The organism is Jiangella sp. DSM 45060 (assembly GCF_900105175.1).
Classification (GTDB): Bacteria; Actinomycetota; Actinomycetes; order Jiangellales; family Jiangellaceae; genus Jiangella.
This window is the reverse complement of record NZ_LT629771.1, coordinates 6,310,562-6,323,471: the sequence shown is the minus strand read 5'-3', so window position 1 is coordinate 6,323,471 and position 12,910 is coordinate 6,310,562. Positions and strand designations below refer to the sequence as shown.

The 12,910-nt window shown below is 75.3% G+C and carries 4 protein-coding genes; all 4 read left to right on the top strand.

The window, feature by feature from the left end; genetic code table 11:
- Positions 1-963: a helix-turn-helix domain-containing protein gene (locus tag BLU82_RS28420; RefSeq protein WP_092624263.1), complete on the top strand. Its 963-nt coding sequence runs from the start codon at positions 1-3 to the stop codon at positions 961-963.
- Between the two features lie 149 nt (positions 964-1,112).
- Positions 1,113-10,535, top strand: coding sequence for a carboxypeptidase regulatory-like domain-containing protein (locus BLU82_RS28415; protein WP_157741307.1), 9,423 nt, complete (start codon positions 1,113-1,115; stop codon positions 10,533-10,535).
- 109 nt (positions 10,536-10,644) lie between these two features.
- Positions 10,645-12,111, top strand: a complete 1,467-nt coding sequence (locus tag BLU82_RS28410; RefSeq protein WP_092624261.1) for an NAD-dependent succinate-semialdehyde dehydrogenase — start codon at positions 10,645-10,647, stop codon at positions 12,109-12,111.
- Between the two features lie 28 nt (positions 12,112-12,139).
- Positions 12,140-12,877, top strand: coding sequence for an alanyl-tRNA editing protein (locus tag BLU82_RS28405; protein WP_092624260.1), 738 nt, complete (start codon positions 12,140-12,142; stop codon positions 12,875-12,877).
- The last annotated feature ends 33 nt before the right edge of the window (positions 12,878-12,910 follow it).

Genomic DNA, 12,910 nt, shown 5'->3' with positions numbered 1-12,910 from the left:
ATGCCGCAAGGATTCTCGCACCGCGTCGCACTGCTCGTCGGGCCTGGCGCCAACCCGCTGGAGATGGCGGTCGGCATGGAGCTGTTCGGCATCAGCCGACCCGAGCTGGACGTCGGCTGGTACGACTTCGTGGTCTGCTCGGCCGCCGGCGAGCTGGACGTCCGCGAGGGCCTGTTCACCATGCGCTGCCCCGGCACGCTGGACGACGTCGCGGCGGCCGACACCGTGATCGCGCCGAACCGGCCCGACCCCGAGCGTGGCTTCGGCGCCGACGTGCACGAGGCGCTGCGCGCGGCCCAGCACCGGGGCGCGCGCCTGGTGAGCTTCTGCACCGGCGCGTTCACGCTGGCCGAGGCCGGCCTGCTCGACGGGCACACCGTCACCACTCACTGGCGCTGGGCCGACCGGTTCCGCCGCCGCTACCCGGCCGTCGACCTGCGGCCGAACGTGCTGTTCGTCGACGACGGCCAGGTGCTGACGGCGGCCGGCAGCGCGGCGGCGATGGACCTCGGCCTGCACATCATCCGGTCCGACCACGGCGCCGCCGTCGCCAGTGCCGTGAGCCGCCGGCTGGTGTTCCCGGCGCACCGCGAGGGTGGCCAGCAGCAGTTCATCGAGCGGCCGGTGCCACGGCCCGGCGAGGCGACGCTGGCCGGCGCGATGGAGTGGGCGACGGCGCACCTCGACCGCCCGCTCACCGTCGCCGAGCTGGCCGGCCGGGCCGCGATGAGCCCGAGCACCTTCCACCGCCGCTTCCTCGCCGAGACCGGCACCACGCCGCTGCGCTGGCTGCACCACGAACGCATCGACCACGCCCGCGCGCTGCTGGAGACCACCGCCCTGGACGTCGCCGAGATCGCCCGCGCGGCCGGCTTCGGCACCTCCGCCAACCTGCGCCAACACTTCCGCCGGCAGACCGGTCTCGCGCCGACGGCGTACCGGGCGGCGCACGCTGTCGGGTAGCCGCCACTGGCAGTAACCGGTCACGTGATCGTCATCGGCTGGTCTTTACATCGCGCCTAACTGGTCTATACCGTTGCGCACCACAATGCACCGATTGTCCGGATCGTTCGGGCCGTCGGGTGCTGACTTCGTGGTGAAGGGCGGTCACCATGCCAGTGCGCACCCTGCTTGCTCGCTCATCCGCGCTGCTCCTGGCGCCGCTGCTGGCGCTGGGGGTGGCACCGCCGACGGCGACGGCGTCCGGATCACTTCCGGTGCGGGCGGCAGTCACGAAGGCCGCCGACGCGACCGACGGCGTCGCGGCCGACCTGACCGCCGGCCTGCCGATCGATCCGGCCGGCTTCGGCGCCGGCCTGGACGACGACGCCGCGCCCGGGAGCAGCGCGCCGGACCCCGGGAGCAGCGCGCCGGACAACGGCGACAGCGCGGCGGGCGGCGAGAGCGGGGTCGGCGGGGACGGCGCGGCGGACGGGGATGGCGCGGCACCGGCCGGCGTCGAGGCGGCCGTCCGCTCGGCCGCGGCCGACGGCGGCACCGTCCCGGTGATCATCCGGCTGCGCGACCAGGCCGACCTCGCCGCCGTCGCCGAGCGGGCCGACGACGCGGCGACGGCGGCCGCGCAGGACGCGCGGGCTGGCCTGCGCTCCACCGGGCCCGAGGCGGAACGCGCCGTCGCCGAGCAGGCCAGCGCGGCCCGTGCCGAGACCGTCGTCACCGAGCTCCAGGACACCGCCGACGCGACGCAGCCGGCCGTGCTCGACCTGCTCGCCGGCAGCGGAGCCACCGCCGTCACCCCGTACTGGATCTTCAACGGCATCGCCGCCACGGTCGACGCCGCGACACTGGCCGCGCTGGAGAGCCACCCCGACGTCCAGAGCATCGAGCTGGACGAGGAGATCACGCTCGAGGAACCGATCGAGCCCGGTCCCGGCGAGCCGCTGCTGCCGAGCTGGAGCCTGGAGAAGATTCACGCGCCGGATGTCTGGGGCGAGTACGGCGTGCGTGGCGAGGGCGTCGTCGTCGGGATCATGGACGGCGGCGCGGACGGCGGGCACCCGGCGCTCAGCGCGTCGTGGCGGGGCACGACCGGCGACCCTGCACAGAGCTGGTACGTCCCGACCGGCGAGAACTACCCGGCGCCCGGCGACGGCAGCGGGCACGGCACGCACGTCACCGGCAGCATCGTCGGCACCGCGCCCGGCGAGCTCACCGGCGTCGCGCCGGGCGCCACCTGGATCGCGGCGAAGATCTTCCGCGACTCCGGCAGCACCACCGAGTCGATCATCCACGACGGCTTCCAGTGGATGCTCGCACCCGGCGGCGACCCAGCTGCCGCGCCCGACGTCGTGAACAACTCGTGGGGCTCCGACGCGGGCGGCGCGACGACGTTCTGGGACGACGTGGCCGCGTGGGAGGCGGCCGGCATCGTGCCGATCTTCGCCAACGGCAACAACGGCCCGGCGCCGGGCACGGTCGGCTCGCCGGCCAGCTTCCCGAACGCCATCGGCATCGGCGCCACCGACGTCAACGACGTCGTCGCGAGCTTCTCCAGCCGCGGCCCGGCCGTCTGGGACGGCGAGCGGTACCGGAAACCACAGGTCAGCGCGCCCGGCGCCGGCATCCGGTCGACCTGGCCGCGGGACCTCCCGGACGGTGAGGACGACGGCTATCACACCATCTCCGGCACCTCGATGGCCGCGCCGCACGCCACCGGCGTCGTCGCGCTGATGCTGTCGGCCAACCCGGGCCTCACCATCGACGACGTCCGCGCGCTGCTCGAGGACACCGCGCGCACCGAGCCGCACATGGGCGACCTGCCGAACGACAGCTACGGCGCCGGCATCGTCGACGCGTTCGCCGCGGTCACCCGGGCGGCCTACTCGGGCACGATCGCCGGGACGGTCACCGACGGCGACGGGGACCCGCTCGGCGGCGTCACGATCACCGCTGGCGACGACACGACCACGACCGCCGACGACGGCACGTACGCGCTGCCCACGGCGGCCGGCGAGCACGACGTGACAGCGTCGGCGTACGGGTACGTGACGGCGACGGCGCAGGTCAGCGTCGCGATCGGCGAAACGGCGACGCTCGACCCGCGGCTGGACGCCGCCGCGACGCACGCCGTCACGGGAACCGTCACCGGACCCGCGGGGCCGGTCGCGCACGCCCGCGTCACGCTCGGCGGCACCCCGCTCGACCCCGCGACCACCGGCGCCGACGGCGGCTTCGGGTTCGACGACGTCGCGGCCGGCACGTACACCGTGCGGGTCACAGCCGCCGGCCACCAGCCGCGCACCCAGGAGCTGACGCTCGACGGCGACGCCCACCTCGACGTCGCCCTCGACGCGCTCGACCAGCCCAGCGATCCGGGCTGGACGCAGTACCAGAACAACGCCACCCGCAGCGGCATGAGCGGCGACGCCCTGGCGGCCGAGACGCTGCAGCCGAGCTGGACCGCCGCCGCGGGCAGCGCCGTCACGTTCGCGTCGCCGGTCATCTCCGGCGGCCGGGTGTTCCTCGGCTCCGACGCCGGCCGGCTGTCCGCCTACGACGCGGGCACCGGCGAGCGGCTGTGGTCGCACCAGACCGGCGACGCGCTGCGAGGCACGCCCGCGGTGGCCGGCGACCTCGTCGTGACCGGCGGCGGGCTGGACGGCGGACTGGTCGCGCTGGACGCGGCGACCGGCGCCCAGCGGTGGGCGGTCCCGACACCGGGCCGGCTCACCGTCTACACCGCGCCGAGCGTCGTCGACGGCGTCGTCTACGCGGCCACCGGCCCGTCGCAGGACCGCGAGGACACCGTGTTCGCACTGGACGCGGCCACGGGGCAGCAGCTGTGGGCCACCGACGTGGGCACCTCGGTGTTCGCCGGTCCGGCGGTCGGTGCGGGTCTGGCAATCGTCGGGAACGCCGACGACGGCGAGCTGATCGCGCTCGACGCGGCCACCGGCGCGCTCCGCTGGACGCTGGCCCGCGAGCGCGACTACTTCATCGGCGGCGCGAGCATCGTCGACGGCACCGTGTTCGTCCCGACGACGGATGGCGACGGCGGCGGCAGCCTGCTCGCGGTCGACGCGGCCACCGGCACGCTGCTCTGGGAGGCCACGACGCACGGCGACGGCCAGGGCAGCACGCCCGCGGTCTACGGCGACCTGGTGATCGCCGGGTCGCACGGCCTCGGGCTGGTCGTGGCGTACGACCGAGAGACCGGCGAGCAGGTCTGGCAGTACGCGGTGTCGGGCGCGGTCAGCGCATCGGTCATGGTCACCGACGACGGGTTCGTGGTCGGCGGCTCGCAGCTGGACCACCGCATCTGGGCGCTCGACGCCGCCACCGGCGCGCTGGCCTGGGAGGCGCCGGCCGGCGGCAACGTGACGACGTCGCCCGCCTACGCCGGTGGACTGCTGGTCAGCGCGGACGTCCGCGGCACCGTGTTCGCGTTCCATCCGACCGGCGCCATCCGCGGCACCGCCACCGGGCCGGACGGGCCGGTCGCGGCGACGGTACGGATCGAGGAGACCGGCGCCGAGACGACGGCCGACCCGGACACCGGCGCGTTCGAGCTCACCGAGCCGCCCGGCACCTACACCGTCACCGTCGCGTCCTACGGCCTCAGCACGCACACCGAGACGGTCGAGCTGGCCGCCGGCGCCACCGTCACGATCGACGCCGCGCTGACCGCCGTCGAGACCGGCGCCGTCGGCGGTGTCGTCCGCGACGAGGCGGGCGCCGCGCTGCCCGGCGTCACCGTGACGCTGGCCGGCACCCCTCTCGACCCGACCACCACCGGCGCCGACGGCGGCTACGGCTTCGACGGCGTCGCGGCCGGCACCTACACCGTCACGGCCGAGCTGCCCGGCTACGCGCCGCTGCGCCAACGCGTCACCGTCGCCGCCGGTCAGTCCACGACCGCCGACCTCACGCTGACGAAGTACGAGGTGGCCGTCGTCGGCGACGACCGCGGCCGCATCCTCGCCGTCCTCGAGGATCTCGGCTTCGCCGCGCAGGCCGCCGACTACGCCGACGTCGCCGCGCGGCCGGCCGACTTCGAGGTGGTCGTGGCGAACGGCGCCGACGGCACCGAGCCGGGCCAGGAGGCGTTCGACGCGTTCCTCGCCGCCACCGACACGGCCGGCACCAGCGTCGTCTGGCTGGACCAGTGGTCGCTGGGCTGGGGCGCGATCAACCACCTCATCGACTACACCGGCGATCCGCAGGACGCGCCGGACGAGCTCAGCGGCAGCGGCCGGGTGTCGCTGCTGCCGACCACGGAGCACCCGCTGACGGCCGGGCTTGCGCTCGGCGAGCGGACGGAGCTGCTGGTCACGGGCTCGGCGTGGTCGGCGTTCAGCGGCTACTCCGGCGTGACGGTCGCGGAGCTGCACACCGACGAGACGGGCGCGGCCGGCGGCGGCATCGGCTACGCGCCGCGCGGCACCGGCAGCGCGCACGTGCTGCTCAGCTCGCTGGCCGCGGCCGCCAGCTGGGGCATCCCGGACGACGACTGGCTGCCGCCCGCGTTCACCATTCTCGACAATGCGGTGCGCTACGCCGCCGACGCGGAGTTCGGCTTGGTCACCGGCACCGTCGCCGACGAGACCGGCGCCCCGCTCGCGGGCGTCACCGTCGCGGCCGGCGGGCACGACGCCACCACGGCCGCCGACGGCGGCTACCGGCTGCTGCTCGAACCCGGCGACCACACGGTCCGGTTCACCCGGCCCGGCAGCACACCCGTCGAGCGGAACGTCGCGGTCACCGCGGGCGGCACGCTCACCGTCGACGCGACGCTGGCCGGCTCCGGGCTCGGCGCGATCCGCGGCACCGTCACCAGCGGCCGCGACGGCGCACCGGTCGCGGGCGCGCAGGTGGCCGTCACCGGCACGGACCTGACCACCAGCACCGACGCGGCCGGGACGTACGCGCTGGCGGACGTGCCGGGCGGGACGTACGAGCTGCGGGTCTCGGCCGCCGGGCACTTCACCGCCACCGCCGCCGTCGAGGTCGTCGCCGGTCAGGAGGCCGTCGCGGACGTCGAGCTGGCGCCGTCGCCGCGGGTCGGCGTCATCGGCGACTACGGGAGCGACGGCATCGTCGCGCTGCTCACCGCCGCGGAGATCGCCGCCGAGCCGATCGCGTTCACCGACGCCGCCCGCGTCGGCGAGTTCGACCTCGTCGTGTTCAACGACCCGCCGGACCCGGGCGCCGCGACGTTCCTCGGCTTCCTCGACGCGATGGACGCCGCGCAGGTCAGCGGCCTGTTCCCGGACGACCGGTTCAGCTCCGACGGCGGCGCCCGGCTGCTGCGCAAGTATCTCGGCGACCCGGCCGGCAGCACGCCGATCAGCGGCGAGGGCCTGGTCTCGTTCGCGCCGACGCGCCCGGACCACCCGCTGTTCGCCGGCCTGTCCGCACAGCCGGAGATCCTGCTCGCCGATCGGTACAGCGCCGCCATCGTCGGCTACTCCGGTACCCCGCTGGCGCACACCGTCACCGAGGAAGGCGGCGACCGCGGCGTCGGCGCCGCGTTCACCGCGCGTACCCCGGGCAGCGTCCACCTGTTGCTGTCCGGCCTCGCCGCGACGGTGCTGCAGAGCCCGGCCGAGGACTGGACCGACGAGGGCCGCGCGCTCTACGTCAACGCCGTGCGCTGGGCCGCCGCGCCCGGGCTGGGCAGCGTCGAGGGCACCGTCCGCGGCGCCGACGGCGTCCCGGTGCCGGCCACGATCGAGGTGGCGCAGACCGGCCGGACGGTGAGCGCCGACGCCGCCGGCGCGTACGTCGTCCCGCTGGAGGCCGGCGACTACACGCTGCGGATCAGCGCGTTCGGCTACAAGCCGGCCGAGCACGCCGTCGCCGTCGCCCGCAACGGCGTCACCGCCCTCGACGTCGAGCTGACCCCGGCCGACACCGGGACGATCCGCGGCCGGATCACCGGCGAGACGGACATCACCGGCCCGTCGGCGCTGGGCGACCCGATCGCCGGCGCGACGGTCGCGCTGCTCGGCACGCCGCTGACCACCACGACCGCCGACGACGGCACGTACGCGCTCGGCCTGGTCGAGCCGGGCGACTACGAGGTCGAGGTGGTCGCCGACGGGCACGTGCGCACGCGCGTGGAGGTGACGGTCGAGGTCGGCGGGGAGGCCGCCGGGGACGCCGAGCTGCGGTCGTCGCCGTCGGTCGGTGTGCTGGACGACTACCAGGGCCGGCTGGCCGCGTACCTGACTTACTGGGGCTACGAGCCGCGGGCGCTGACCTGGGCCGACACCGCGGCCGTCGGTGACCTTGACCTCGTGGTCGGCAACTTCGCCTCGTTCTCCGGGTTCGACCCCGGCGCCGCGGGCTGGGCCGCGTTCGACGACGCGCTGAACCGCGCCAGCGTGCCGGCGATCTGGCTGGACCAGTTCGGCCGCGGCGCGTTCCGGTACCTGTCCGGCTACGACGGCGACCCGGGCGCCGAAGGGGAGGGACGCGACGACGGCGCCGTCACGGCCTCCGCCGCAATGCCCGAGCACCCGCTGCTGGCTGGGCTGCCGGCGACGTTCCCGCTGATGGAGGCGGACGCGGAGTTCTCCTGGTTCGACGACTTCAGCGGCACGACGGTCGCGACGGTGCGCGGTGACGACGGGTCCGGCGGTGGCCTCGCCGGGGTCCGGCACCGTGGCGCACGGGCGGTCGACGTGCTGATCGGCACGCTCTCGGTGAGCTCGTACGGCTACCCGGCCTACGGCACGCAGGCCGGGCTGGCGTGGGCGCCGGAGGCGGAGCGGCTGCTGCGCAACGCGCTCGGCTACGCGCTGGACGGCGAGCGGCTCGGCGCCGAGGTGCGCGGCACCCTGACCGACGCCACTGGCACGGCACTGACCGGCACCGTCACCGTCGCCGAGACCGGCGAGACGGTGCCGGCGCGGTCCGGCGACGGCAGCTTCGTCGTCCCGCTGGCGCCGGGCACGTGGACGCTGCGCGCGGAGAGCTTCGGGCACGTCGCGGCGGAGGCGCCCGTCACCGTCGCCGCCGGTCAGGTGCTGACCCGGCCGATCGCGCTGGCCGCCAGACCGGCGGGCACCCTCGCGGGCACGGTCGTCGGGCCGGACGGCGCGGCGGTCGGCGGCGCGCAGGTCGAGTTGCTCGGCAGCCCGCTGGCCACGACCACCGCCGCCGACGGCACGTTCACCGTGCCCGGCGTGCCGGCCGACACGTGGACGCTGCGGGTCACGGCCGCCGGGTTCCAGGCGGCGGAGCGGCCGGTCACGGTGCCGGACGGGGCGACGGCGACCGTCGACGTCCGGCTGCGGGCGTCGCTGCCGGTCGCCGTCGTGAAGGACCTGTCGTCGTCGATCACCGGGCTGCTGCAGGGCGAGGGGTACGCCGTCGAGCAGGTCAGCGGCGCACAACTGGCCGGGCTGGCCGAGCGCGTCGGCGACTTCCGGCTGATCGTGTTCAACGGCACCGTCCTCACCTCCGAGCGAGAGGCGTTCGGCGCCGTCGCCGACGCCGCCGAGGCGGCCGGGGTGTCGGTGATCTACGCCGGGCAGTGGGGCGGGTACGCCATCGGCGCGCTGTCGGACCTGCGCGGCGATCCGGCCGACGTCGCGTACGACTTCGTGCCCGAGGTGGTCGACGTCGTGCCGTCCGCCGCGCACCCGATCTTCGCCGGGTACGCGCCCGGCGAGCCGGTCCCGCTGCTGGTCAACCCCGGCGGCAACCAGCAGTACCTGACCTGGTCCGGGTACAGCGGCACGACGGTGGGGTCGCTGCGGGCGGCCGACGGTACCGTGCTGGGCGACGCGTTCGGGTACCGGTTCACGTCAGGGACCAGCGTCGAGATCCTGCTCGGCGGGCTCGCGGCCAGCTCCTACGGCCGGCCCGGCGACCGCTGGACCGACGCCGCCGCGGACCTCTACCTCAACGCGGTCGCGTGGGCGACCGAGGCGCGACAGGCCCAGGTCACCGGCGTGGTGACGGCGGACGGCGTGCCCGTCAGCGGTGCGACGGTGACGGCGGTGGAGGCCGCGGTCTCGGCGACGACCGACGCGTCCGGCGGGTACGTGCTGGGGCTGGCCGCGGGGACGCACACCATCCGGGTCGAGGCGTTCGGGTACGCACCCGCGACGCGGACCGTCGAGGTCCCGGCGTCGGGGACGGTCACGCTGGACGTCGCGCTGACGCCGCTGCCGCGGGGGAGCGTCGCCGGCACCGTCACGTCCGCCGACGGCGACCCGCTGGCCGGCGCCGTCCTCACCGCGACCGGGCCGGACGGCTGGACCGCGACCACCGGCGACACCGGCGCCTACGCCGTCGACGGACTGCTCGAAGGCGCCTACTCCGTGACGGTGACCGCCGCCGGCCACCTGCCCGCCACCGCGTCCGTCACCGTGACCGCCGACGCCACCGCGACGCTCGACGTGTCGCTGGAGCCGCTGGACGTCGGCGTGCTCGGCGACGTCGGCGGCGCGGTGACCGGCTTCCTGCGCTCGGAAGGCGTGGCGGCGGCGCCGCTGGACTGGACCGTGGCCGCGGGGAGCCTGGACGACTATGAGGTGGTGGTGGTGAACGGCGGCGAGCCGGACCGCGCGACCTTCGACGGCGTGCTGACCGCGGCCGACGCGGCCGAGACCAGCCTCGTCTTCACCGGTACGTGGGGTGTCGGCCAGGGCGGTGTCCGGCTGCTGGAGGCGTACACCGACCGCGTCGTCGTCGGGGCGCAGGGCTACGGCGAGGGCCCGGTGACGATCGCCGGCTTCGACCCGGCGCACGACCTGTTCGCCGGACTGTCCGACCCGGCGACGCTGATCACCGACGGCGGCTACTACAGCGCGCTGGCGTCGTACGCCGGGCGGCCGCTGGCGTCGCTCTCGTCGCCGGCCGGCGGGATCGCCGCCGGGTACGACTGGCGCACCGCCCGCAGCGTCGAGGTCGTGCTGTCGGCCAGCGCGGTCACCGGCGCCGTCGGTCCCGGCCGCGGCTGGACGGAGGACGGCGGGCGGCTGCTGCTCAACGCCGTCGACTGGGCCCGCGACGCGACGCTGACGGCTCCCGGCACGCCGTCGCTCACCGCGCCCGCCGTCACCGTCACCGGCACCGTCGAGGCGAGCGGCACCGCCGACTGGCCGTCCACCGTGACGGTGCTGGCCGGCGGCGAGCCGGTCGCGACCGCCGTCACCGCGACGGACGGCAGCTGGCGCGCGGCCGTGCCCGTCACCGTCGGCCCGAACGAGCTGACCGCCGTCGCCGCGAACGCCGCGGGCGAGTCGGCCGCGTCCGCACCGGCCGCCGTCGAGCGGTGGGCGCCGGAGTGGGCCGTCACCGGCAGCGGCCGGATCCGGCCGGTCACGCTGGCCTTCGACGGTCCGTCCGCGCCCGGCGCGCCCGCCGACGCCGCCGTCCTCGTCGTCCGCGACGCGACCGGCGCCGAGGTGGCCCGGCACGACCTGCGCTGGGTCGGCGTCCGGTACCTGCACGTGCTGTCCGGACTGCCCGGCGGCACGTACACGCTGAGCGCCGAACTCGACGTCGACGGCCTGGCCCTCCTCGTGCCCGGCCCCGAGCTGACCCTGCCCGGCCGCTGACGCTTGCAATGAGCACCGATACGCATCGATGCGTACAGGTGCTCATTGCAAAGACGCCCGAGGACCGGGGGAGCAGACATGGCACGGCCGGCGGGGTAGGAATGGAGGCATGAGTGCGGACAGGGAACGTGCCGTGGTGTCCGGGGTGCCCACCGAGCTGCTGATCGGCGGGCAGTGGCGGGCCGCGTCGTCGGGCGAGCGGTTCGACGTCGAGGACCCGTCCACCGGTGAGGTCGTCACCACCGTCGCCGACGCCACCGTCGACGACGGCCTGGCGGCGCTGGCCGCGGCCGCCGAGGCACAGGCGTCGTGGGCCGCCACCCCGCCGCGCGAGCGCGGCGAGCTGCTGCGCCGCGCGTTCGAGGCCGTCACCGCGCAGTCCGACGACCTCGCGCTGCTCATGACGCTCGAGATGGGCAAGGCGGTCAAGGAGTCGAAGGCCGAGATCGCCTACGCCGCGGAGTTCCTGCGCTGGTTCTCCGAGGAGGCCGTGCGGGTCAGTGGCGGCTACTCGGTCGCGCCCGCGGGCGGCAGCCGGCTACTCACCATGAAGCAGCCGGTCGGCCCGTCGTTCTTCATCACGCCGTGGAACTTCCCGATGGCCATGGGCACCCGCAAGATCGCCCCGGCCATCGCGGCCGGCTGCACCATGGTGGTCAAGCCGGCGCACGAGACGCCGCTGTCCATGCTGGCGCTGGCCCGCATCCTGCGCGACGCCGGCCTGCCCGACGGCGTCCTCAACGTCATCCCGACGTCGTCCAGCGGCGCGGTGTCCGAGCCGATCATCCGCGACCCGCGGCTGCGCAAGCTGTCGTTCACCGGCTCCACGGCGGTCGGGCGCACGCTGATCGAGCAGTCCGCCCAGCAGGTGCTGCGCGTCTCGATGGAGCTCGGCGGCAACGCGCCGTTCCTCGTCTTCGCCGACGCCGACCTCGACGCCGCCGTCGACGGCGCCATGCTGGCCAAGATGCGCAACGTCGGCGAGGCGTGCACCGCGGCCAACCGCTTCCACGTCCACGAGTCCGTCGCCGCCGAGTTCACCGACAAGCTGGCCGAGCGCATGGCGGCGCTGCGGGTCGGCCGCGGCACCGACGACGGCGTCGACGTCGGCCCGCTGGTCAGCGAGAAGCAGCGCGGCACCGTCGAGGAGCTGGTCGCCGACGCCGTCGACCGCGGCGCGAAGGTCGTCACGGGCGGCGGCCGCACCGGCGACGCCGGCTACTTCTACCAGCCCACCGTCCTCGCCTCCGTCTCCGACGACGCCCGGCTGCTGACCGAGGAGATCTTCGGCCCGGTCGCCCCCGTCACCACCTTCTCGACCGACGACGACGCGGTGGCCCGCGCCAACGCGACGGAGTACGGGCTGGTCGCGTACGTCTTCACCCGCGACCTGCAGCGGGCGCTGCGGGTCAGCGAAGGGCTCGAAGCCGGCATGGTCGGTCTCAACGCCGGCATCGTCTCCAACCCGGCCGCACCCTTCGGCGGCGTCAAGGCCAGCGGGTTCGGCCGCGAGGGCGGCGCCGAGGGGATCGAGGAGTACCTCGAGACCAAATACGTGGCGATCAGCCTTCCCTGACGTCGCGGGCACGAGTACGTTCGCGTAGGTGCGACACGACCATCACGGACGGACCCACCGCCTGGAGTTGGACGACCAGACGCTGCGGGAGTGGGACTGCACGGTCCTCGCCAGCGACCCGGAGGAGGGGCTGGTCCTCGACCGGTCCGCGTTCTACCCGGGCGGCGGCGGCCAGCCGCCGGACCACGGGGTGCTGCTCTGGGGCGGCGTCACCACCCGCATCGCCGGCGTCCGCCCGCGCGACGACCTGTGGCTGGTCCCCGAGCCGGGCGACCCGCTGCCGCCGGTCGGGACCCGGGTCCGCGGCGCCGTCGACGACGAGCGGCGCAGCCTGCTCATGCGGACGCACTCCGGGCTGCACGTGCTCTGCGGCGTCATGGCCCGCGACTTCGGCGTGCCGGTGACCGGCGGCAACATGGAGCCCGGCCAGGCGCGCCTCGACTTCGACCTCGCCGAGGTGCCGGCCGGGTTCAAGGACGACCTGACGGAGAAGCTCAACGCCGAGGTGGCCGCCGACCGCGTCATCGACGTCCGGGTGCTGCCGCGCGACGAGGCCTACGCGCTCGGCCCCATCGTCAAGACGGCGACCGACCTGCTGCCGCCCGACCTCCAGGACATCCGCCTCGTCGACATCCGCGGCCTCGACCTCCAGGCCGACGGCGGCACCCACGTCGCCTCGACCCGCCAGATCGGCCGGGTCGAGGTGGCCAAGGTCGAGAACAAGGGCCGCGGCTTCCGCCGCATCCGCCTCAGACTCGTCGACTGAGCCACCCCTGACTCGTGATCGGTAGGCGGCCGA

What these genes read in the sequence shown, in the direction of transcription:
- BLU82_RS28420 (WP_092624263.1), top strand. Translation starts at nt 1, where the DNA reads ATGCCGCAAGGATTCTCGCACCGCGTCGCACTGCTCGTCGGGCCTGGC.
- BLU82_RS28415 (WP_157741307.1), top strand. Translation starts at nt 1,113, where the DNA reads ATGCCAGTGCGCACCCTGCTTGCTCGCTCATCCGCGCTGCTCCTGGCG.
- BLU82_RS28410 (WP_092624261.1), top strand. Translation starts at nt 10,645, where the DNA reads ATGAGTGCGGACAGGGAACGTGCCGTGGTGTCCGGGGTGCCCACCGAG.